Raw genomic sequence first — 22,430 nt, 5'->3', positions numbered from 1 at the left:
ATTATGAAAAAGTTTAATCGTGCTAGTAAGATCAAGAAATCGACTGTTGTTCTTGCTTCAACAACAGCGTTGCTATTAGGACTTGCAGCTTGCAGTGGGGATTCCGGTTCTGAAGGTGGTTCAACAGATGGTGGCGGATCTACTGGTGGAGATTCGGAGGAAACAGGGGACGATTTATTCTCAATCGATGATTTTGATGTGATAAAAGGGGAAAATGGCGAGGAAATGATTGAGGGTGGCTCTCTTAATGTAGCACTTGTAACGGACACACCTTTTGAAGGGACACTAAACCCTAACTTTTATCAAGGGACGTTTGATAAACAAGTCATTGACTGGTTTAATGAAAACTTGCTTGCTGTAGATGAGAACTTCACTTATACACAGGAGGGGGCTGCTACATTTGAGATAAATGATGATGGGGATGTATTCACATTCACCATTAATGAGAATCTTAACTGGCATGATGGCGAACCCGTTACAGCTGAAGATTGGGTCTTTGCTTTTGAAGTATTAGGTCATCCTGATTATCCAGCCACACGTTTTTCAGAAGCGTCAAATGTACAGGGATTCAATGAATTCCGTGCAGGTGATGCAGATGACATTTCAGGTTTGAATATCATTGATGAAAAAACACTTGAAATTACATTCACTGAAGCAAGTCCTTCTCTATTAGCTTCAGGTGTATGGGATTATCCAATGCCGAAGCATATATTTGAAGATATTGAAGTAGCTGATATGGAATCTTCACCAGAAGTACGTGAGAATCCGATTGGTTATGGAGCATTTAAAGTTGAATCTGTTACTCCTGGGGAAGCAGTTGTTTATTCTAAAAATGAAGATTACTGGCGTGGAGAGCCTAACTTGGATGAGGTTATTCTAAGTGTGGTTAACCCTCAAACTATCAGCCAATCCCTTCAAAACGGTGAAGTAGATATTGCCGTTTATCCAGCAGATCAATATGCAGATAACTATGAAAGACTTACAAACGTAGAATTCCTAGGTATTACTGACCTTGCATACACGTATATTGGATTCCAAATGGGGACGTGGGAAGATAACCAAAACGTGTTTGATGAAGACAAAGCTGTTTCAGATATTAACCTTCGTAAGGCAATGGCCTATGCGGTTGATAACCAAGGAGTTGCAGAGAATTTCTATGATGGTTTAAGATGGGGAGCAAACACACTATTAGCGCCTTCTCACCCTGATTACTATGATGAGTCTATTGAAGGCTATACTCAAGACATTGATGAAGCTAACCGTATTCTAGATGAAGCTGGATACGAAGATGTTGACGGTGATGGCTTCCGTGAAGATCCAAATGGGGAAGAGCTTGTTCTTAATTTCGCTTCAATGAGCGGAGGCGATACAGCTGAGCCAATTGCTACCTACTATATGCAAGCATGGGAAGATGTTGGAATTAATGTTCAATTGTTAGACGGTCGTTTGCAAGAATTTAATACTTTCTATGATCGCCTTGAAGCAGCAGATCAGGAAATTGATGTATACCAAGGTGCATGGGGTGTAGGCTCTGATGTCGATCCGACTGGACTATGGGGGAGCTCAGCAGCTTATAACTATACACGTTGGACAGATGAAAGAAACGATGAGTTATTAGCTCAAGGTGTATCTGAGGAAGCACTTGATATTGAAAGAAGACAAGAAATCTACAAAGAGTGGCAGGAATATATGGTTGAGCAAGTACCGGCATTCCCAACTCTTTATCGTTCTGAATTAACGGCTGTTAATAACCGTGTTGTTAACTTTGCGCCATTCAGAGCATCTGGTACAGAAGTGTACCTTAACGAGCTAGGTGTAACAGCGGATTCTGCTGAAACAGCTAACTAAGTTAAATTGTTTTAAGAGCTTGGCATTTGCCAGGCTCTTTTTAGTATTCTAAGAAACTATCATTAATTATTCGTACTTTACATAACATTAAGATTCGAATGTTTGATTACACCTAGCCTCATTATTCGAAGTCCCGGAATAGCTTCAGTACGAATTAGAAGTTTTATAAAAATCTTTGTCAGAAAATTTCTCATAAAAAAACTATTTAAATAAAAAGAATATTGCGTACTATGTGAAAATCTATTATAATTTAAAAAACATTAAAGATTCTGTTAAAAATTGAATATTTTTAACTGGAGAGGGGGTTCTATGGAAGGAATAGATGCGCTTGATCGAGCGATATTAATGCACCTGCAAACAGATGGGAAAGTAGCCTATACCAAAATTGCAGCTAACCTCAAAATTAGTGAAGGAACGGTACGAACCCGAGTGAAGAAAATGCTGAATAAAAAGTATTTCCAGTTTATCATTCATATGGATCCCACTAGTTTGGGTCTTAAAGTGCAGGTTATTATTTGGGTGAAAACACAATTGGGATATCAGGACCAAGTTGCAGGTATTTTAAGTCAATTTTCGGAGGTGCGATTTGTAGCTGCTTTCTCCGGTCAATACGACTTGATTGTACAAGCTTATTTTAAAAATAAGCATGATTTAATTACATTTGTTAATCATCAATTAGCTTCTATCGAAGGAATTATATCCTCTGATTTAAGTATTGAATTAAAACAATATAAGGATTCGTTCTCATATATTACTCATTCTTAAGATAGACAGGAGGGGACAAGATGGCAGAGCCGCTTCTTGAGGTCAAGAACTTAAAGACCTATTTCCAAGTAAGTAAAGATAAAGAAGTAAAAGCTGTCGACGGTGTAAGTTTTCGTGTGAATAAAGGAGAAACCTTGGCTGTAGTAGGAGAGTCTGGGAGTGGAAAAAGTGTTACTTCTCTTACGATTATGGGACTTCTTTTTTCACCACCAGCTAAGATAGAAGGATCTGTAAAGCTTGAAGGAAATGAGCTAATCGGTCTTCCAGATAGAAAGCTAGATCGAATTCGTGGAAATGAGATGTCAATGATATTCCAAGAACCGATGACTTCCTTAAATCCAGTTTTCTCAATCGGTAACCAAATCTCTGAGGTGCTGGTGAAACATAAACATATTTCTAAGAAGCAAGCGAAAGAGGAAACAATTCGACTTTTAAAGCTTGTTGGGTTTAGTAGAGCGGAAGAAATGCTGAAAGAATTCCCGCATCAGCTATCTGGAGGCATGAGACAGCGCGTGATGATTGCCATAGCCATGGCATGTAATCCTAAGTTACTTATTGCAGATGAACCAACGACGGCGTTAGATGTAACGATACAACAACAGATCCTTGATTTGATGTTAAAGGTAAAGGAAGAATTTCAATCATCTATCTTACTGATTACTCATGATTTGGGTGTTGTTGCTGAAATGGCCGATCGGGTGCTAGTTATGTATGGAGGTCAAATTGTAGAGGAAGCATCTGCATACAATTTATTTACTGAACCCAAGCATCCATACACGGTTGGGTTATTAAATAGTATGCCGAAAATTGACAGTGAACAAAAACAGCGTCTTGATGCCATACCAGGAAGTGTACCGCCCGCTCATCGTTTTCCACATGGATGTCGCTTTGCAGCCAGATGTTCACATGCTAAGGATGAGTGTACCAAAGAAAACCCGGACCTTCTAAACATAACAGTGAATCACACTGTTCGATGTGTATTGTATAAAGAAGAGGCGGTGAGTGTATGACAAGAAAGGAAGAACTAGTAAAGGTGAAGGGATTAAAAAAATACTTCCCAATAAAAAGGGGGGTGCTACAGCGGAAAGTTGGTGATGTCAAAGCTGTAGATGATGTAAGTTTCACCATATATAAAGGCGAAACGTTAGGAGTGGTTGGTGAATCTGGATCAGGTAAGTCAACATTAGGTAGGATGGTTCTCAAGCTTTTAGATCCAACTGAAGGAGAAATTACATATCGTGATCAGAATTTTGCCAAGATTAAAAATACTGGTTTGAGAAAGCTACGACGCGATATGCAAATGGTTTTTCAGGACCCTTATGCTTCCTTAAATCCAAGAATGAGTGTTGGTGAATTAATAGAAGAACCTTTATTAGTACATAAAACTATTACAAATAGAAACGAACGAAAAGAGAAAGCCATCGAATTGCTACAAAAGGTAGGACTGCCAAAAGAAGCTTATTCAAAATACCCTCATGAATTCTCGGGTGGTCAAAGACAACGAATCGGAATTGCAAGAGCGCTAAGTACGCAACCAGAATTTATTATTGGGGATGAACCTGTATCAGCACTTGATGTCTCTGTTCAATCACAAGTATTAAATTTGATGCAGGACCTTCAAGATGAGTTTAATTTAACGTATATGTTTATTGCTCATGATCTAAGTGTGGTGAAGCATATTAGCGATCGGGTGGCCGTTATGTATTTAGGAAGGATTGTAGAGATCGCTGATAAAGACTTAATTTACGATCATCCCATGCATCCATATACACAAGCACTCATTGCCGCGGTCCCTTCAACCAATGTCACAATGAAACGGGAAAAAGCAGCGTTAGAAGGAGAATTACCTAGCCCAGCTAATCCGCCTGAAGGCTGTGCCTTTCATACTAGATGCCCGCATGTTCACGAACGCTGTAAAGTTGAGCGACCTGTACTTACTGAGTATGAAAGAGGTCAAATGACGGCCTGTCATCTTTATACGGCTCAAACAGTTATAGCTAAGTGAATAATTTCCATTTTAAGGGGGTGAGGTGAAGGGGACGATCTTTAGTATACAGTAATTACAAATATTTTAACCAAAAATAGTGAGGGGGATTTCATGAAAAAGAATAAAGCATTATATGTGTTAAGTGGCGCGGTATCTGTTGGACTTCTACTAGGGGCTTGCTCTGGGAATGCGGTTGATAGTCCATCAACCGATGATGGAGGTACTACAGATAACGGAGGAGAAGAGACAACAGAGTCTACTGGTGATCCTGTTGAAGGTGGGAATGTCAATTTAGCCATGTTCTCTGCTCCTGAGAATTTATTCAACCCTATTTTTTATACAGCTTTATATGATGCACACATCTTAGATATTACACATGAGGGATTAGTGTCTCAGGATGAGAGCTTTGATTTTATCCCTAGGTTAGCTGAGGACTGGGATTTTAATGATGATAACTCTGAACTTACTTACACCTTACGTCAGGATGTAAAATGGCATGATGGCGAAGACTTTACAGCGGACGATGTTGTATTCACCTTTACTTCAATTGCAGATCCGGAATATGTAGGCGCTGGTGGAGTTCGAGTTGATTATGTTAATAGTTTAGTAGGATACGAAGAATATAGTTCTGGCGATGTGGATGAATTTGAAGGAGTCGAAAAGGTTGATGATTACACGGTTACCTTTAAGTTTGCTGAACCTAATGTAAAGGCTCTAGCTGATACGGCGATTGCAATTCTTCCAGAGCATGTATTTGCAGATATCCCAGTTGGAGAAATTCCTGAAGTACCTGAATCACGAGATGGTGGTGCTGTAATTGGAACGGGTCCATTTAAGTTAAAGGAGTATATGGAGGGTGAACAATATATTCTTGAGGCTAATGAGGACTACTATGAGGGAGCTCCGCATCTAGATACGATTACTTGGAAAATTGTTGGGCAATCCGTTGCTGCGGGTATGCTTGAGAATGGTGAGCTAGATTACATCCCGCGTGATCTTGCTCCACAGGACGCAGCAGATGTTGAGGCTTTAGATGGAATTGAATTGTTTGAGCAACCTCAGCTTGGCTATCAGTATATGGGCTTTAAGTTAAACCACGGTCCTGATGATGAGGGTGCACCATTAAATGATTCAAGCATTTGGGAAGTAAATGAAAAGCTACAAAGTAAAGAACTACGTCAGGCTATTGCTCATGCTTTTAACCGTGCTGCTGTAGTTGGGGATCCAGAAGCAGGTAATGGTTTACTTAGCGGACGTGGAATTGTATTAGACGCTCCATTCCCTGAAAGTTCTTGGGCATACAATCCTGATGCCATCGAAGGATACGAATATGATCCTGGAAAAGCAGAAGCGCTTCTAGATGAAGCGGGCTATGTTGATGTGAATGATGATGGCTTCCGTGAAGATCCAGATGGAAATGAATTTGTGTTAAACCTTGACTATCCAGTTGGGAATGAAACACGTGAAAGAATGGCGCCAATCATTCAAGAAAACCTTGAAGAAGTTGGATTGAAAGTTGATCTTAGAACACCGCGTGAAGCAGCAGCGCATTTTGATTTAATTGAGGCCAATAATACTGACTTTGATTTATTCCTTGCAGGCTGGTCATTAAGCAGTGGTGACCCAGATCCAGGTCCGTTATACAAATCAAACGCACCATATAACTATGCGAGATGGGCAAATGAAACATCTGATCAGTTATTAGATGATGCAGTGAATCCAGAATTTGCATTTGAGCAAGAGTACCGTCAAGAGAAATATGTTGAATGGGCACAGAACTTTGTTGAAGAGTTACCTGTTCTACCAATTTATTCAGAGAACGAAATTCACGCTTGGAACAGTAAGTTAACTGGTGTGACAATTAAGCCATTTACTTTTAAACATGACACTCACTTATGGCAGTGGACAGAATAGACGCATGATAAAGGAGGGCGTATGGTAGCGACCATACGTCCTTCATTATAAGAGAGGTGTGTAAGGTGACAAAATATATTATCCGTCGAGTGCTGCAGTTCATTCCAATGGTTATATTAGCGAGTATCGTTGTTTTTATGATGGCTTATTTTGCTCCAGGTGACGCGTTGAGTGGTGAAAACCTAGATCCAAATATCCCGAGAGAGATTTTGGAGGAGAGGCGCGAAGCATTAGGGTTAAATGATCCTATATATATTCAGTACTACAATTGGGCTGTCCGAGCCATTTCAGGTGATTTAGGAATGTCTATGCATCACACAGGACGCTCTGTTTCGGATTTAATTAGTGGAAGGTTAGAGAATACGCTCTACTTATCCGTTTTCTCATTATTTATTACCCTTATTATATCTATACCTATAGGCATTTACTCAAGTAGAAAACCATACTCTATTGCCGATTACTCAGCAACCACCTTTGCATTTATAGGCCTTGCTGTTCCGAACTTTTTCGCTGCATTATTAGGCATTTACATATTTTCATTTGGGCTTGGTTGGTTACCTTCTCAAGGATCGATCTCTGGACCTAACTTAGAGGGCATTGATTACATTGCGAGTAAATTAAGACATTTAATTCTTCCAGGTTTTACGCTTGGTTTAGCTAGTACAGCCATTTATATGCGTTATATGAGAACAGAAATGCTTGAGCTTCGTGGCAGTGACTTTATTCGTACTGCGAGAGCGAAGGGACTCGGAAATCGTTCTGTTCTATATAAACACACTTTACGTAATGCGTTAATTCCAATTATTACTTTATTAGGACTTGAGTTTGGTACGCTTTTAAGTGGAGCCGTACTTGTTGAAACGGTATTTAATTATCCGGGACTTGGAACGTTATTCGTAGGGTCCATCACCAATCGAGATTATCCTGTCATTATGGGCATCAACTTAATTCTCGCAATGACTACATTGATTGGTAACTTATTGGCAGACATTTTTTACGCGGTAGCGGATCCGCGAATTCGTTATGATTGAGGTGAAATGAGATGGAGCCTGAACTTTCAAGACAGCCTGATATAACAGTAGCGAACCAAGAACCAGAAGAAGGCAAAAGTCTAAGTCCCTTTCAATTAGCGTTAAAACGATTTATGAGGAATAAACTCGCTATTATAGGAGTGATTATCATGGTAGTCATTTCTATCATCGCCATTTTTGCCGATGTCATTGCAACGCATGATCCTACCAAATCCGATCTGTTAAATATAGAAATGCGTGCGAGTGCAGATCATATTTTAGGAACAGATGGTTCGGGCAGAGATAATTTCTCACGGCTTGTGTATGGAGCAAGAATCTCTTTAGCCATTGGATTCTTCGCTATGCTTTCCACAGTTATTGTAGGTGGAACATTAGGAGCGATTGCTGGTTATTATGGAAAATGGGTGGATGGACTTATTATGAGATTGACCGACCTTATCCTCATATTTCCATTTCTCTTAATGGTTTTGACCGTAGTAGCCATATTAGAGAGAATGAGTATTACCATCTTTATTATGATTATGGCTTTAATTAGTTGGCCAAACATTGCGCGAGTACTGAGAGGAACGTTCCTTTCTATAAGGGAAAAAGAATTTATTCTTAGTGCTAGAAGTATTGGCTGTTCTGATTTCCGTATTATTCGCAAGCATTTTATTCCTAATGCTGTGGGGCCAATTATTGTAAATGCGACCATCATGATGGCGTTTATGATCATTGTGGAATCCGGTTTAAGTTTTATTGGTGCTGGAATTCCACAACCCACACCAACCTGGGGGAACATGCTCTCTGAAGCACAGAGCATTAGGGTCCTTCGTAATAATCCAGAAACCTGGCTACCTCCAGGGTTGGGGATATTACTTGTAGTTCTCGCCATCAATTTTATTGGGGATGGCTTACGTGACGCGTTTGACAGTAAATCGATATAAAAGTAATAGCCGCGGGGATCATACTAGATTCCGCGGTTTTATTATTTTATGGTTATGCATAACAGAGCGCTTGCTTTTTAACTGAAATCAGGCTTAGAATAAGGAATACTCAACTTCTTACATAAACATGCATACTGAAAGGAGAAACTATGAAAACGCTTCTTCTAACGGGGTTTAAACCATTTTTAGACCATAGCTCAAATCCCACAGAAAAAATAGTCGCTCAATTAGATCAGGAGACAATTGGCGGGTATTACATTCAAGGTAAGGTACTACCTGTTGCATTTGATGAATCCTATCAGGCGCTGGCTGAAGCAGAAAAGGAAATCCAACCTGATGCAGTTCTAATGCTTGGGCTAGCTGCTGGTAGAACCAATATTACGCCTGAGAGGATCGCTATAAACATTCAAGGTGGGGCTGTAGATAATAAAGGAGTGACCCCAGAGGATGAACCCATAGTGACCGATGGACCGGCTGGCTATTTCTCTACATTACCTATTCAAGCATTTGTTGATGCATTACATAAGCATCAGCTGCCAGCAACTATCTCAAATACTGCGGGTACGTATCTTTGCAACAAAGTCATGTACTGTATGTTGCATGACTTAGAAAAAAGAGGGAGCTCACTTCCCGCTGGATTTGTTCACATTCCATTCTCCCATGAGATGAGTATGGGTCAATCCAAGCAACCTAGTCTAGCTTATAGAGATTTGGAAGAAGCGGTCAGAATTATGATTAAAACCCTTAGTGAGAAGGGGTAGAAGGAACATCCAGTTCTAGGTACGTCGCGCCTTCTTCCTTAATTGTCGACTGACCGTTTGTCAGGTTGGTCACCCATTCCTTAAACTCAAGGAGTTCATCAGGTTTTACAAGCAGACGTGCACAGACATCCTCTGCATAATCAATGGATTGTAACACATAAGTGGATTGTCTAAATTCATTTTCTAACTTCCCTAACCACCCGTAGTCAAAGCATACATTTATTTGTTGGACAAGAAGTCGTTGTGTAAGACCTATTTCATTAATCCCTTCGCTCACGCTACGGCCATACGCGCGAATTAGACCTCCCGCACCAAGTTTTATACCACCAAAAATGCGTGTTACCACAACGGTTGTGTTTCGTAGATTCTTTTTTTTCAGTACCTCAAGCATGGGTACTCCGGCTGTTCCGGACGGCTCGCCGTCATCATTCGCTTTTTGCGCTTCATTGTTTTCACCGATTACATAGGCAGAGCAGTTATGATTGGCATGAGCATATTGTTTCTTTATATCTGAGATAAAGGACTGAGCTTCTGATTCAGAGGAAGTGCGCTTAAAGTGTGAGATAAAGCGGGACTTTTGAATAGTTATCTCGTGGGATCCCTCTTCCTTTATAGTTAGATACGTAAATTGCATATAAACTCTCCTCTTTTTTTTCACAGTTTTACAAATAGGCGAAATCACTATGTAATAAAGGTCTGTTACGATTACACTGTTAAAACGACTAGATAAAGACTAATAAATTCGATTTATGGAAGGAAATTCAAAAGCATTTTGTTACTAAAGTGTTGTATGATTAGAATATCTAATAAAGTTGAGTGGCGCAAGAAACGTGGACGGGCATAACGACCTACTGATTTCTTTAAAGCGCTAAAGGTGTGTGAGACTTCTGATTGCAAATAAAACGATGCTAGATGACATTATTAATCATACTTTAGACTCGGTTGGTTCAAGCCGAGAAAAGATTTTTGATATTGGAGAAACTTCGAGGCAGGAGTATGAAACGCTGCAAAGTCAGCTAAAGGATGTTCGTATTAAGGTAGCTGATATTATTGAACGACATGATAAAACAGAAATGCACTCAAAATTTGCTAGAAATCGATTAGCTGAAGTTAGTCGTGCTTTTAACCGATATAGTAGTGAAGAAGTCCGAGCTGTTTATGAACAAGCTAATGAATATCAGGTTCAGCTAGCTGTTCTGCAGCAAGAAGAGATGCAGCTTAGAGAAAAGCGAGATGATATTGAAAGGAGACTAATAGGTCTAAATGAAACCATAGAGCATGCAGAACAATTGGCTGTACAGATGACCGTTGTTTATAACTTTCTCACAAGTGATTTAAAGCAAGTGGGTGAAGCTTTAAAGGACGCGAGAGAAAAGCAGGCATTTGGTTTGCAAATTATTGAAGCACAAGAAGAAGAACGCAGAAGACTTTCGAGAGAAATTCATGATGGGCCGGCACAAACGATGGCCAACGTTCTTCTTCGCTCAGAATTAGTTGAGCGGGTTTTTTTGGAAGATGGGATGGATGCAGCATTAGTCGAAATAAGGGATTTAAGAAAAATGGTCAGAGCTTCGCTTGCTGAAGTCCGAAGAATCATTTATGATCTGCGACCAATGGCGCTGGATGACCTTGGACTTGTCCCTACCCTATCAAAGTACTTGACTACGTTTGAAGAACGACATAACATCCCGGTTAGGTTTAGGCATTTCGGAAAAGAACATCGCCTGTCTCAGCAATTTGAAGTTGCCATGTTCCGATTAATCCAAGAAGCGGTTCAAAATGCTTTAAAGCATGCAGAACCAACTGAGATACAAGTTAAGATTGAAATAAAACCTAACATGGTCATAATGATTGTAAGAGATGATGGAAAAGGCTTTGATACATCTCAACAGGTTGAGGGTTCATTTGGTTTACTTGGTATGAAAGAACGAGTGAATATGCTAAAAGGTGAACTTAAAATTCACTCAAAATTGAATTCTGGCACAACCGTTTTTATCCATATTCCAATTAATTAGTATAACAACAAGAATCTGCACAAATTAAATGTAACAACAACTATTACTGGGTTCCAGAGAGGTGATACCAATGAACGAAACAGAACAAAAAAACATAAGGATTGTCATCATTGACGACCATCAGCTATTTAGAGAAGGGGTAAAACGAATACTTGCGTTGGAGAACAACTTTGAAGTAGTGGCCGACGGAGAAGATGGGGAAGATGCAGTCTCTTTAGTTAGACAGCATAGTCCTGATGTTATTTTAATGGATATTAATATGCCAAAATTAAATGGTGTAGAAGCTACAAGAGACTTAATCAAGGCATTCCCGCACGTTAAGGTTCTCATACTTTCTATACATGATGATGAGACATATGTTACACATGTCCTCAAGACAGGTGCATCAGGGTATCTATTAAAGGAAATGGATGCAGAAGCATTAATTGAAGCTGTAAAAGTAGTAGCTTCAGGCGGGGCGTATATTCATCCAAAGGTTACACATAACTTAATTAAAGAATATCGTCGCCTGGCTAAAGAGGATGAGGAACATGAAGAATCCATTGGCTTCAGAGAAGTAGAATATCGTAAACCGTTGCACATTCTTACGCGACGTGAGTGCGAGGTATTACAACTTATGACAGACGGCCAAAGTAACCGTGCAATAGGTGAAACCTTGTACATCAGTGAAAAAACAGTCAAAAACCACGTCAGTAATATCTTACAGAAAATGAACGTAAATGACCGGACACAAGCAGTAGTCGAAGCAATTAAAAAAGGTTATGTGGTTGTAAGATAAGTTAATTTAAAAAAGCTCTTTAGGAGAGCAGAATCCGAACATGGCGTATACGCTGATGTTCGGATTTTTTTGTAGAAATAGGTCATAGTGCAAAACCAAGAAAGAATCGGTGCATATCAAGAAGAGCCAGCACCCGACCAAGAGCCGGAGCACCATATAAAGAGCCGGAGCACGGTACCAAGAAAGAAGCCGTGCAAAGCAAGAGGAACGAGTACCATAGCAAGAACCGGAGCACGGTACCAAGAAAGAAGCCGTGCAAAGCAAGAGGAACGAGCACCATAGCAAGAGCCTGAGCACAGTACCAAGAAAGAAGCTCCGCATACCAAGAAGAACGAGCACCATACCAAGAGCCTGAGCACGGTACCAAGAAAGAAGCCGTGCAAAGCAAGAGGAACGAGCACCCCACCAAGAGCCTGAGCACGGTACCAAGAAAGAAGCCGTGCAAAGCAAGAGGAACGAGCTCCATACCAAGAGTCGGAGCACGATACCAAGAAAGAAGCTCCGCATAGCAAGAAGAGCCAGCACCATACCAAGAGCCAACCTACCTTACCAAGAAAGAAGCTCCGCATACCAAGAAGAACGAGCACCATACCAAGAGCCAACCCACAGTACCAAGAAAGAAGCTCGGCATAGCAAGAGGAACGAGCACCCCACCAAGAGCAAGAAACGTTCCAATGAAAGAAAGACAACTCTTGAAACTAACTTAGAATCAGGGTACATTAGGAAGAGATTAGGATTTGGAAAAGTGAGGAACCATATGAAAAAAACAGCGATTGTGACAGACAGCACGGCTTACTTATCAATGGAGCTTACTCAGGAAAAAGAAATTCATGTTATTCCCTTAAATGTTGTACTAGGGAATGAATCTTACCAAGAGCTAGTAGATCTAAAAACAGATGCTTTTTATCAGGAGATGGCTGAGAACGAAACATTGCCAACAACTTCCCAACCAGCGATTGGAGATTTTGTGCAGCTGTTTGAATCTCTTAGAGACAAGGGGTATCAAGAAATTGTTACCATTCATCTTTCTTCTCAAATTAGTGGCACCTATCAATCAGCTTTAAGTGCGGCTGAGATGGTGGATGGCATACATGTGATAGGCTTTGATTCAGAGATTAGTTGTGCTCCTCAAGGGTACTTTGTGTTAACTGCTGCAAAGCTTGCCGAAGAGGGACAAGGTGCAGAAGAAATTGTTCAGCACTTAACGGAGCTTAAACACCACGTGCGAGCTTACTTTATGGTGGATGATTTGAATCACCTACATCGTGGAGGGCGTTTAAGTGGAGCCCAGCGAATTGTTGGGAATATGCTGAAGATCAAGCCGATCCTTCATTTTATTGATGGCAAAATCGTTCCATTTGAAAAAGTACGAACTGAAAAGAAAGCTCTTTCTCGTATTTTTGATTTGTTAGAGCAGGATAGAGATAGCAAGCAGCTATCAGAAATTACGATTATTCATGCTAATCGAGTTGGAAAAGCTGAAGAAATCGCCTCTGTTTTAAGAGAACAGTATGCAGATGTGACTATATCTATTAGCTTCTTTGGGCCAGTCATCGGTACCCATTTAGGTGAAGGAAGTATTGGAGTAAGCTGGCATTAATAAGTAAAGGATGGAGATGCCCATGCCCTAAAGCTCGATTCTCGTCTGTTCCGTGGGAGCCTTTGCGCCGTTTTTTAAGCGGCCGTAGGCTTACACGGAAAGAGATTCCTTTTGACCAAGAAATTATACTTGAACACGAAAAACAAGGCTATATTCAAGTTGAACCAGGTCTTTCCGGGAAAGTCCCTTACCTCACCTGCAAACGCTGTAATAATCAAAACCCTTCATTATTTGCAAATCACCCATCACCCTTTTCAGATGCCCCTATTCATTACTGCCGCCATTGCCTCTCGTTAGGAAAAATCTCTACTACAACTGATCTATTAACATGGTTAGAACCGCCTTCTCCTATGCAGAAAATCCCATCTACTCCCCTGAAATGGGAAGGTACACTTTCTCCTGGTCAAAAAAAAGCATCAGATCAAGTTATTTCAGCTATTAAGGAGAGGAGTTCTATCTTGGTTTGGGCTGTGTGTGGTGCTGGCAAAACGGAAGTACTTTTTCGAGGAATTGAGTCAGCGTTATTGGATGCTAAGCGAGTATTGCTCGCTACTCCAAGAACGGATGTTGTGAAGGAGCTCGCCCCTCGTTTTAAGCAAGCATTCCCAGATGTAGAACAGGCTGCGCTATATGGTGGGCATACAAAGCAGGACACGACTGCTTCACTAATTCTTGCAACCACTCATCAGGTTTTACGTTTTTATCGTACATTTGATGTTGTAATTGTTGATGAAATTGATGCGTTCCCATTTTCTTTTGATCCAAGCCTTCAATACGGGGTGCATCAAGCAGCAGCCCCACATGCCTCCAGAGTGTACTTAAGTGCTACCCCATCCAAAACCTTACTACGTTCAAAAGGATTAGAGGTCGTTCGAATTCCCCGACGCTACCATGGATATGATTTACCAGTCCCCCGTTTGCAATGGTGTGGAAATTGGAGAAAGTCTTTACGTAAGCAAAGATTGCCTCAGGTTATTAAACAATGGGTTGTTATTCACGTAAATAAGCGGATTCCAGCTTTATTATTTGTACCCTCCATTAAAGTACTGCACGAGGTGTCAGCCATATTAACCTCTCTTAGCATTCCGCATGCAGCCGTTCATTCAGATGCTCCGGACCGACATACTCATATCCAATCCTTTAGAGATTCATCCATCCCCTTACTTGTAACCACTACCATCCTTGAAAGAGGTATTACCATCTCCAAAGTCGAAATAGGTGTACTTGGCGCGGAAGCTGATATTTTTACAGAAGCAGCCCTTGTACAGATCTCTGGTAGGGTAGGCAGAGACAAACAATTTCCTCAAGGAGACGCTGTGTTTTTTCATTATGGAAGAACAGATGCCATGATAGCAGCCAAAAATCACATCAAAAAAATGAACGAATTGGAGAGTGGAGAATGAAGTGTTTAAAGTGTATGCACACATTTTATCAACAACCAAGTTGGTCCGCTCTCTTTCACAAACAGCCACCTGCACTTTGTTATGCCTGTGAAGGAAATCTTGAATTTATAGGTGAACCAAACTGTCTTTTGTGTTCACGCTCACTTAACAAAATTAGCCATCGTCTTCAAAAAGACCAGATCTGTTTTGATTGTATAAGGTGGGATAAAAGAACCGAGTCAAAAGGATTACTTCAGGAGAATCGTTCATTGCTTGAATACAATGAATTTTTAAAGGACTGGTTTGTACAATTTAAGTTTAGAGGAGATGCAGCAGCGGCTACTTACTTTTCAACTAAGCTATACCAACTATATAAGCGGTACTATCGCTCCTACACTGTTGTAGCTATTCCTTTGAGTTTCGATAGCCTTAAAGAAAGGGAATTTAATCAAGTGGAATTAATGACTCAGTCTTGGACATGTAACCGAATGATCCTTCATCGATTAGCTAGTGAGAAGCAGAGTAAACGAACGAGAAGTGACCGGATTGCCCGTGTAAAAGATAGTCCTTTTTATGTAGAGAAAATCCCTGAAAAAGACCTACTAAAAAAAGTAGTGCTGATAGACGATATTTATACTACAGGCACAACCGTGCGCCAAGCCGCAAGAACTTTAAAAGAAGCGGGTGCAGAAGTCATTGCATCATTAACGGTAGCCAGGTAGCTGGAATAAGGGAGAGAAATGTATGAGTGAATTAGCGAATTGTTCTAAGTGTGGGTCTTTATATGTCCAATCCTTCCGATCAATTTGTTCATCCTGTTACAAAAAGCAAGAAGAGGACTTTAAGCTGGTATCAGGATATATGAGGCAAAAAGATCATAGGATGGCCACAATGCTTGATGTGTGTGCGCATACAGGAGTAGAAGAACGGACGATCCGCCAATTTATTCGAGAAGGACGCTTATTAGTCGCAGCCTTCCCAAACTTAGGCTATCCCTGTGAATCATGTGGAAACATGATACAATCAAAGCGACTTTGCGCGCAGTGTCAGAGGGAGCTTAATGCAGAGATTGCCTCCCTAACTGAACAGGAGTCAACGAAATCGTCAACAAATCCCAATCGAACGAAGCAAAGTCGGTTAAACCAGTTCCTATAAACTAGTCATTGAATTGAACCTGCCTGATATAAAGGAGAGGAATTTAAAAAATGAAAATTAATCCATATACATCGGTACAGCCGTCTACGTACCGAACCACAAACTCTACTCATCAAGAGGAGTCGAGGTCATCGAAGCAAAGTAAAGACAAGCTTGAAATCTCGACAGAAGCATTTGATATGCAAGGAATAAAGGATGTTGAGAAAGCGAGAGCAGCTAGAGTGGAAGAGATCAAAAGACAGGTGGAAGCAGGCGAGTACAAAGTCAATGCCCAAAAGACCGCTGAACATTTTTATGATTATTGGAAAAAATAAGAGAGGGAGAAGAATGAATGGAATTACACCAGCTTCTTTCAACTTTAACCGAGCTCGTGCAAGTGCATCGCACGCTAAATGAGCTAGCCGAACAAAAAAAGGAATGCTTGTTAAAGCAGGATATTTCTAATCTCGACACGATCGTACGTTTAGAGAATAAGGCAGTGCACCGTCTTCAGGTGTTAGAGGGGATACGAGCTAAGCAAGTTAGTCAGGTATTGGTGACAGAACAACTCTCTCAAAAAGACCAAACTATAAGCAAAGTGTTAGAGCTGCTTGATGAAGATGAGAAAGGGCCATTGCTTAATGTGTATCAGCAACTGTTACAAGAAGTTACTCTACTCAAACAAAAAAATGAGCAAAATCAGTTATTAATAGAAGATGCATTGCAGTATGTACATGTTTCCTTAGATGTATTGGTACCTTCTGTGGATGATTACAAATACACAGGAAATCAGAGTGAAACGGCAGCAGAATCTAATCGATCGATATTTGATTCAAAAGCATAGAGTGTCAAAAAGGTAAAAGGAGGAAGGCATGTCATCAACTTTTTTTGGTTTAGAAACAGCAAGAAGAGCTATTAATGCCCAGCGCTACGGATTACAGACGACAGGTCACAACATTTCAAATGCCAATACACCTGGTTATTCGAGACAGCGGGTGAACTTAAGTCCTACTACAGCATTTCCTAATCCAGGAATGAATCAACCAGCCATCCCAGGTCAAATTGGAACAGGGGTTGAGGGGTCATCTGTTCAACGGGTACGTGACCAGTTTTTAGATGTCCAATTTCGAAGCAGAGCAAGCGAATCGGGTTATTGGCATGCCTCCTATAAAGGGCTTGAACGCATGGAGGATATCTTTAATGAAACGTTCAAATCCCCTGAGGAAGAAGCGCGTTCAAGCAATATTTCCAAACAGCTTAATCAGTTTTGGAATGCGTGGAGTGATCTTGCCTCAGGTAAAGAAAGTAAAAGTGTCCTCAGAGAAGAAGCGAACATTATTGCGGAGAGCTTCACAAGTACGGCTAGAGATTTAGTTGAAACAAGAGGGCAGCTAAAGGAAGAAATTGAGGCTACCGAACGAGAAATTAACGGATTATTAAAATCCATCAATGATATTAACCAACAAATCCGTAGTGTGGAGCCACACGGATTTGTTCCAAATGATTTGTATGATAAACAGGACATATTAATAGATCAGCTTTCAAATTTAGTCAATATTTCGGTGGAACGATCAGCAAGTGGAGGCAAGCCTAGTAAGGTTGCTGAGGGAGCGGCTACGATTACGATGATTGGAGCCAATGGAACTAGAATTGATCCACCACTTGTTACCTTTAATAATCCTGAAGCTGTAGCGAAGCTAAGTATAAATTATAGTGACTCATCTTACGGAGCCGTGTCAGAGCTGGTCATCGAGAATGATACTCAGAACACACCTCTGGGTTTTCAAGACTTTGCCAAAGGAGAGATGAAAGGATTAATTGAGGCCTTTGGTTATCTTGAAAACAGTGAGGACGATGAATCTGCCACTGGTAGCTATGTCTGGGCTTTAGAAAAGCTTCAGGAGGTTGCTGGTGCGTTTGCACGCGAGGTGAACGCTGTACATGGCATTGGTTACACTGATCCAGATCGTAATGGGGAAATGAACCTTGGGGGAGAGTTTTTTACTTTTTCTAGTGAAGGAATTCCTTTCACACTAAAATTAAACGAGTCAATAGCTGCAAATACCGATAATATTGCCTCTTTGGGTGTGAATCTGGATGCATTAAAAGATAAATCTCAATACTTAGAATATCTAAAGGCAGAGCCTGTTGATTATGCGGCAATTAGAGAGTATCTTGCGAACGAAGATCATTTTAAACCAGGAGCGCTACAAGCCCTGACCGGTAATCATACCAACGCACAACTAATATCAGAAATACGTGATGTTAAGGTTGCGTTTGGTGAAAATACAAAACAAATCGGAAGCTTCTATCGTGACTTTATTGGTGAATTAGGGGCGAAAGGAAAACAAGCTTCTCAGAACTATGTCAATTCGGATTTATTATTATTCTCTATTGATAATAGAAGGCAAGAAGTAAGTAACGTATCAATGGATGAAGAGCTAACGATGATGATTCAATACCAGCACGCCTATAATGCAGCAGCGAGAAGTATAACAGTGGCTGATGAACTGTTAGACCGTATTATTAATGGAATGGGTGTAGTAGGTCGATAGACAGGAGGAATATAAATGAGAGTAACACAGCAAATGCTTTCAGCTAACACGATGAGATATGTGAATCTTGGCTATCAGCGTCTTGGTGGTTTGCAGGACCAGCTTACTACGGGTAAGCGGATTACACGCGTTTCTCAAGATCCCGTTATTGCCATGAAAGGCCTGCAACACCGTCAAGCTTTATCCGATGCAAGTCAATTTAAGCGCAACATTAATGAAGCTCAGAACTGGTTAGATCATTCGGAAGGAATTCTAGATCAGACAGGTCAGAATCTTAAACGAATTTCAGAACTGATTGTTCAAGCATCAAATGATACGTATGATGCAGACCAAAGAAAAAGTGTTGCAAAGGAAATAGCTCAGCTATCAGAGTATTTGCAGGACTTATCAAATTCAAAGGTCGACAATCGCTACTTATTTAATGGGGCTAATACAGACAATCCACCGTTTAAAAATGGTGCAGTCGTTGAACCGGGAATTGCTCCCATATTAGAGACTGGGGCTGATTTATCTGATTATACGATTGTGTATAACGGGGAAAGTTTTCGTTACATGCCGGATGAAGCGGGCATGGTCTTTCAGCATGTAAGTCAGGTAGATCAAGAGAATCTGCCTATAGACCAACGAATTGTTCTGAGATTTGATTCTGCAGATGAAAATGTTTCGGTGACCTATACGAATCCTATAACTGGCTCTGTAGATTTAGAGGTAGATCCTAATGAACTCTCTACTGTGGAAAATACCGCGATCTCTACAAATACACAGGATGTATATATTGAGGTAAACAAAGGGGTTAAGATTCCCGTTAACGTAAAAGGAAGCCACGTTTTTTCTGCCTCTCTCTTTGGCGATCTTGCTCGTCTAGAAAAAGCGTTAAGTGACCCTGAAATAACAGGGGAGGAGCTTTCCGAATTTATTACCATTGTTGATAAGCATCATACAAATGTAGTGGCTGAACAATCAGAGGTAGGGGTTCGCCTCAATCGAATTGAAATGATGGTTTCCAGATTGGATGACCAACATGCAAGCCTGCAAAAGATGATGACTGAGAACGAGGATGTAGATATCGAAGAAACCATTATGAACCTAGTTTTAGCTGAGAATGTTCATAGAGTGGCTCTTTCGGTCGGGGCACGTATTATGCAGCCATCGTTACTTGATTTTCTAAGGTAATCGCTTATGTTAACAAGTAGGCTTTTTGTTCAAACAACTCCTGCAGTATTAAAGACTGAAACGTCTAGGCCGCCAATGTCGATAAACCAAGAATTTGTTAACATGACAATAACCAAAACGGGTTCTGATTTTCTTAGTATAAGCTCTGAAGCTGCGAAGCTTTTTATAGACCAATCAAGGGCATTTGAAGAAGCGAACCTAAAGAAGATTACTCAACTTACGAAGGAATGGGCCCAACAAGGTAAAGCTGCAGCAATGAACTATGCGGCTGATAAGGCACATGAGGGGAATCAACTTGCAAGGATTGAACGCGGGATTACTGTAGCTAGTCTTACGAAGCAGAAGCTCGCACCTGAAGTCCCAGCTAGTACAATCCAATACATGCCCCATTCAGTAGATCGTGTTCGAATTCACGTTGAGCGAGGAGATCTCCAAGTGATAGCCCCTGATTCGAAGCTTCATATAGAGATGAATGCAAATTCGTTAGACCTGCGAATACCTAAATGGGAGGTAAAAACGCAGGTGGTTCAGAAGCCTGCCATCTCCTTTACCTTTGAGAAACATGTATAAGAAAAAGCAGCCGCAAGAGGTACGGCTGCTTTTCTTCTTTTCAAACCAAAATAGAGATCATACTGAACTTTGTGAAAGAACATGTTGTATCTCTTAGCCCTTGAGATGAGATAGATAAAACATTGAAACCGTCTGAATAATAGAATCTGCTTGGAGCTGTAAGTTATCAAACATATAAGTGTGGCTCTTATTACCTACTATTCTCTCAGATGTAATAGTCCATTTTGGTGGCGTGGAACAGAAGCTATTGATTTCCGGGGAGAACAAAGGATAGATACTGTATACACATATCTGACTATTAGAGGCGTTTGAATTAAAGGCACGAATAGTTATGCAGTGGGTGGGGTCATAGATGAGTAATCCACAAATATTGGGGAGTTGTGAGTAGACTCTGTCTAATGAGGATAGCTCGGAAGACAGATAAGCAATAAAGTGTGGACTGTTATACAAGGTTTTGGTGACATGAATGAGAACCTTTAAGCGATCTGCTTGTTGCTCACACTGTACCAATAGATGATGGGCTGCATAAGACTCTGGCCTTTCGCCAGTCAACATTGGCGCATACTTATATGGACTGACTAAACTTGAAGTACAGCAATCATGTAGGATCGAGACGGTTTCATTCATTTTTTGGTTTGAAGTTGGAGAAATTAACACGAGGATACTCCTTTGGTAACGTAGTTTTTGCAGGGCTATAGTAACAGTTTCTACACAATCCCACAAAACCCTTCAACTTTTTTAAGGAAAATACATTTTTTGTTTTAAGTTTTATCTATTTACAATTTATATAAAATAACAGACTATTTCTTGATTTAAAAGACTAACCGTCCCTATACTTAAGTTACTATGAAAAAAAGGATGAGAGAGATGCACATTCAAACTAAATATTTTGGGGAAATGATGATAAAGGATAATGAAGTCATAACGTTACCTTCTGGCTTGCCAGCATTTGAAGAACAAAAGAGTTATGTGCTGCTTCCATTTGAAGAGGGGACTCCTTTTTTTGTCCTTCAATCAACAGAATCTGCAGAAGTTGCTTTTTTAGCAGTATCTCCTTTTCAATATGTTCCACAGTACCAGTTTCAATTGCCTGACTCGATGATAGAGCAGTTAGACATAGCTAAAGAAGAAGACGTTGCTGTCTATGTATTATTGACTGTTCAGGAACCATTCCACCTAACAACAGCTAATCTACAAGCCCCTATTGTCATTAATACAGAAAACAAACGGGGTAAACAGTTTTTCACCAATGATTCAATCTACCATACCAAACACCGTATTTTTCAAGAGGTGACAGAGGGAGGAAGTAAATAAAATGCTCGTATTAAGCCGTAAAAAAAATGAGCAAATTCAAATTGGTGAAGACATTGCCATTTCTATTTTGTCCATTGAAGGAGATCAAGTAAAGGTTGGGATTGAAGCTCCTCGACATATAGATATTCACCGGAAAGAAGTATATCTATCTATACAGGAAGAAAATAGAGAAGCAGCAAAAGGAATATTTATCGAGGGATTAAAGAACTTCCTGCCAAAACAATAGCTAAATCCTTACTCCGCCTTCATTTTTTGTGGATACTGGTCGATATCAGAAGTAATTAAGCTTCCAGGAACTTATGAAAATGAAGAGAAGGAGAAATGTATGGAGATAAAATCAACAATGTTGGATACGGTTAGCAGGAGTGTACATCCACAAACGAATACACAAACAAACCAGCAACAGACAAGTCAAGAACCTAAGAAGTCAGATGGACGTGAAGTCAGTCTTGATACGCTAGAACATAAAATTGAGAGTATGAATGATCTTTTAAGTACCACTCCTACATCTATTAAGTTTAATCTTCATAAAGATCTGGACCGTATTTATGTTCAGGTGGTGGATCTTCAAACAAAAGAGGTTGTTAAGGAGATTCCACCAGAAGAATTTTTAGATATGGTCGCTTCCATGCTAAAAAATGCAGGGTTAATTGTAGATGAACGGATTTAAAAAAGAA

The 22,430-nt window shown here is 40.4% G+C and carries 23 protein-coding genes; 22 read left to right on the top strand and 1 reads right to left on the bottom strand.

The features are described from left to right. Positions 1 to 3 precede the first annotated feature (3 nt). From opp4A to FN960_RS02005, 8 genes are all read left to right on the top strand, one after another. A complete protein-coding gene (opp4A, locus tag FN960_RS02040; protein WP_143846702.1) occupies positions 4 to 1,848 on the top strand; it encodes an oligopeptide ABC transporter substrate-binding protein in 1,845 nt (614 codons plus the stop codon). A 309-nt stretch (positions 1,849 to 2,157) separates the two neighbouring features. Continuing rightward, entirely contained in the window at positions 2,158 to 2,613 is a 456-nt protein-coding gene (locus FN960_RS02035; RefSeq protein WP_143846701.1) for an Lrp/AsnC family transcriptional regulator, read from the top strand. Between the two features lie 20 nt (positions 2,614 to 2,633). Beyond that, complete coding sequence (locus FN960_RS02030; protein WP_143846700.1) at positions 2,634 to 3,623, top strand: ABC transporter ATP-binding protein; 990 nt, start codon at positions 2,634 to 2,636, stop codon at positions 3,621 to 3,623. Beyond that, positions 3,620 to 4,618: an ABC transporter ATP-binding protein gene (locus FN960_RS02025; RefSeq protein ID WP_143846699.1), complete on the top strand. Its 999-nt coding sequence runs from the start codon at positions 3,620 to 3,622 to the stop codon at positions 4,616 to 4,618. Before FN960_RS02030 ends, FN960_RS02025 begins: the two co-directional genes overlap by 4 nt. A 93-nt stretch (positions 4,619 to 4,711) precedes the next feature. Continuing rightward, positions 4,712 to 6,514 carry a peptide-binding protein gene (locus FN960_RS02020; protein ID WP_143846698.1) on the top strand — a complete coding sequence of 601 codons (1,803 nt, stop codon included), beginning with the start codon at positions 4,712 to 4,714 and terminating at the stop codon, positions 6,512 to 6,514. A 65-nt stretch (positions 6,515 to 6,579) separates the two neighbouring features. After that, positions 6,580 to 7,545 carry an ABC transporter permease gene (locus tag FN960_RS02015; protein ID WP_143846697.1) on the top strand — a complete coding sequence of 322 codons (966 nt, stop codon included), beginning with the start codon at positions 6,580 to 6,582 and terminating at the stop codon, positions 7,543 to 7,545. An 11-nt stretch (positions 7,546 to 7,556) separates the two neighbouring features. After that, a complete protein-coding gene (gene opp4C / locus FN960_RS02010) occupies positions 7,557 to 8,471 on the top strand; it encodes an oligopeptide ABC transporter permease (RefSeq protein ID WP_143846696.1) in 915 nt (304 codons plus the stop codon). A 149-nt stretch (positions 8,472 to 8,620) separates the two neighbouring features. Beyond that, positions 8,621 to 9,232 carry a pyroglutamyl-peptidase I gene (locus FN960_RS02005; RefSeq protein ID WP_143846695.1) on the top strand — a complete coding sequence of 204 codons (612 nt, stop codon included), beginning with the start codon at positions 8,621 to 8,623 and terminating at the stop codon, positions 9,230 to 9,232. Here FN960_RS02005 and FN960_RS02000 read toward each other — a convergent pair. Then, entirely contained in the window at positions 9,216 to 9,866 is a 651-nt protein-coding gene (locus FN960_RS02000; protein WP_143846694.1) for a YigZ family protein, read from the bottom strand. The genes FN960_RS02005 and FN960_RS02000 overlap by 17 nt on opposite strands. Positions 9,867 to 10,137: 271 nt before the next feature. On the opposite strand from FN960_RS02000, the gene FN960_RS01995 reads away from it, so the two are divergent. The 14 genes from FN960_RS01995 to flaG all read left to right on the top strand — a co-directional run bounded on the left by FN960_RS01995 (position 10,138) and on the right by flaG (position 22,423). Further along, a complete protein-coding gene (locus tag FN960_RS01995) occupies positions 10,138 to 11,247 on the top strand; it encodes a sensor histidine kinase (protein WP_143846966.1) in 1,110 nt (369 codons plus the stop codon). A gap of 70 nt (positions 11,248 to 11,317) precedes the next feature. Beyond that, complete coding sequence (locus FN960_RS01990; protein WP_143846693.1) at positions 11,318 to 12,025, top strand: response regulator transcription factor; 708 nt, start codon at positions 11,318 to 11,320, stop codon at positions 12,023 to 12,025. Between the two features lie 757 nt (positions 12,026 to 12,782). Beyond that, the gene (locus tag FN960_RS01985) at positions 12,783 to 13,625 is read left to right on the top strand and encodes a DegV family protein (RefSeq protein ID WP_143846692.1); all 843 of its coding nucleotides are present in this window, start codon (positions 12,783 to 12,785) and stop codon (positions 13,623 to 13,625) included. Positions 13,626 to 13,687: 62 nt separating this feature from the next. Then, positions 13,688 to 15,028: an ATP-dependent helicase ComFA gene (locus tag FN960_RS01980; RefSeq protein ID WP_143846691.1), complete on the top strand. Its 1,341-nt coding sequence runs from the start codon at positions 13,688 to 13,690 to the stop codon at positions 15,026 to 15,028. Further along, the gene (locus tag FN960_RS01975) at positions 15,025 to 15,729 is read left to right on the top strand and encodes a ComF family protein (RefSeq protein WP_143846690.1); all 705 of its coding nucleotides are present in this window, start codon (positions 15,025 to 15,027) and stop codon (positions 15,727 to 15,729) included. Before FN960_RS01980 ends, FN960_RS01975 begins: the two co-directional genes overlap by 4 nt. Before the next feature lie 22 nt (positions 15,730 to 15,751). Then, complete coding sequence (locus tag FN960_RS01970) at positions 15,752 to 16,162, top strand: TIGR03826 family flagellar region protein (RefSeq protein WP_143846689.1); 411 nt, start codon at positions 15,752 to 15,754, stop codon at positions 16,160 to 16,162. A gap of 50 nt (positions 16,163 to 16,212) precedes the next feature. Continuing rightward, positions 16,213 to 16,476 (top strand): flagellar biosynthesis anti-sigma factor FlgM, encoded by a 264-nt coding sequence (gene flgM, locus FN960_RS01965; protein WP_143846688.1) that lies wholly within the window; start codon positions 16,213 to 16,215, stop codon positions 16,474 to 16,476. Positions 16,477 to 16,493: 17 nt separating this feature from the next. After that, a complete protein-coding gene (locus FN960_RS01960) occupies positions 16,494 to 16,985 on the top strand; it encodes a flagellar protein FlgN (protein WP_143846687.1) in 492 nt (163 codons plus the stop codon). Positions 16,986 to 17,013: 28 nt separating this feature from the next. After that, positions 17,014 to 18,696: a flagellar hook-associated protein FlgK gene (gene flgK / locus FN960_RS01955; RefSeq protein ID WP_143846686.1), complete on the top strand. Its 1,683-nt coding sequence runs from the start codon at positions 17,014 to 17,016 to the stop codon at positions 18,694 to 18,696. A gap of 15 nt (positions 18,697 to 18,711) precedes the next feature. After that, positions 18,712 to 19,869 (top strand): flagellar hook-associated protein FlgL, encoded by a 1,158-nt coding sequence (gene flgL / locus FN960_RS01950; protein ID WP_143846685.1) that lies wholly within the window; start codon positions 18,712 to 18,714, stop codon positions 19,867 to 19,869. 6 nt (positions 19,870 to 19,875) lie between these two features. Continuing rightward, complete coding sequence (locus FN960_RS01945; RefSeq protein WP_143846684.1) at positions 19,876 to 20,439, top strand: DUF6470 family protein; 564 nt, start codon at positions 19,876 to 19,878, stop codon at positions 20,437 to 20,439. Positions 20,440 to 21,306: 867 nt separating this feature from the next. Beyond that, the gene (gene fliW / locus FN960_RS01940; RefSeq protein WP_143846683.1) at positions 21,307 to 21,753 is read left to right on the top strand and encodes a flagellar assembly protein FliW; all 447 of its coding nucleotides are present in this window, start codon (positions 21,307 to 21,309) and stop codon (positions 21,751 to 21,753) included. A gap of 1 nt (position 21,754) precedes the next feature. Beyond that, entirely contained in the window at positions 21,755 to 21,979 is a 225-nt protein-coding gene (csrA, locus tag FN960_RS01935; RefSeq protein ID WP_143846682.1) for a carbon storage regulator CsrA, read from the top strand. A gap of 99 nt (positions 21,980 to 22,078) precedes the next feature. Next, positions 22,079 to 22,423, top strand: a complete 345-nt coding sequence (gene flaG / locus FN960_RS01930) for a flagellar protein FlaG (protein WP_143846681.1) — start codon at positions 22,079 to 22,081, stop codon at positions 22,421 to 22,423. Positions 22,424 to 22,430 lie beyond the last annotated feature (7 nt).

It is taken from the genome of Alkalicoccobacillus porphyridii, assembly GCF_007293315.1.
GTDB classification, from domain to species: Bacteria; Bacillota; Bacilli; order Bacillales; family Bacillaceae_D; genus Alkalicoccobacillus; species Alkalicoccobacillus porphyridii.
This window is presented reverse-complemented; position numbering and strand designations above follow the sequence as displayed.